Here is a 967-nt window from a genome sequence, read left to right on the forward strand (position 1 = left end):
TGCTAATCTGAACCAGCGGCCTGACTTGTGCTCCTGGCCCACAGCAGAATACAACTGAAGACCATCACTACTGAACTGCATACAGTTTACAAACCCAGTCACCTCTATGCTAAACAGAGGCACTACATTTCTATAACCTTCCAATATCTTCCATAATCTTATGTGGTCATCATAAGAACCTGATGCAAAAACATCTGAATTCAAATGAGAGGCTAAACTGGTGATCGATCTTAGCCTGCCAGGAATTTGTGGGCCTAAGGCTACTTTGTATAAATCGAATAATAAGATAGGTTGTCAAGGTTTTAATACATCTGATTTATTAAAAGAACTCTATCCTGAGATGTATAGTAATTCTAAAATTGTGCCATATATAGAAAAGGGATCAGAGGGTGTTTATGGTGCAGTAAATTTTAAATTTGCCTTTACTGATAATATTAGTTCAGCAGCCAACTTTAGTAATACGAAATGTCTTAAATGTATTGATAGTCCACTAGAGTTAGCTTGTCAGGACGAGAAGGTTAAGAGTTTCTGCCAGTTTGGCACTGATTATGATAATAAAGAATTAAACAAGAATTTTTTTTCTAGAGAATCATGTCCTGATCTCATCAAAGACCCCGGTGGAGCAAATATTGTGAAAGCGAAACAAGTTGCACCATTGATAATTGTTAATAACGCAGGGAATATGATAGATAAAGAGGGCAATAATACTCAAGTACACTATAATTCATTAAAGCCTTATCTAAAGCTTAATGGTAAAATCAGGGACTGTGGAAATGATAAAAAGTGTAAAGATTATAATGCAATTATGGAGAAAGTTGCATGGGATAGTGATAAGGAAGTACTATTAAAAACTGCTGTTAATAATACGCAAGAAGCAAATCCTTATTATTATGAAAATGAGGATAATTCTACTTTCGTTGAATTTGGTTCTATATAAGGCTGAATTTGTCTAATTTTTTCTACACTA

Annotated in this window: 2 protein-coding genes; one reads left to right on the plus strand and one right to left on the minus strand. The window is 34.5% G+C overall.

Going from position 1 to position 967, the window contains the following annotated elements:
* Window positions 1-204 (minus strand): hypothetical protein (locus ACJ5GX_RS07540; RefSeq protein WP_495292868.1); only part of this gene is annotated, 204 nt, incomplete at its 3' end.
* A gap of 16 nt (window positions 205-220) precedes the next feature.
* On the opposite strand from ACJ5GX_RS07540, the gene ACJ5GX_RS07545 reads away from it, so the two are divergent.
* Complete coding sequence (locus tag ACJ5GX_RS07545) at window positions 221-937, plus strand: hypothetical protein (protein ID WP_495292869.1); 717 nt, start codon at window positions 221-223, stop codon at window positions 935-937.
* The last annotated feature ends 30 nt before the right edge of the window (window positions 938-967 follow it).

The organism is Wolbachia endosymbiont of Tuta absoluta (assembly GCF_059414725.1).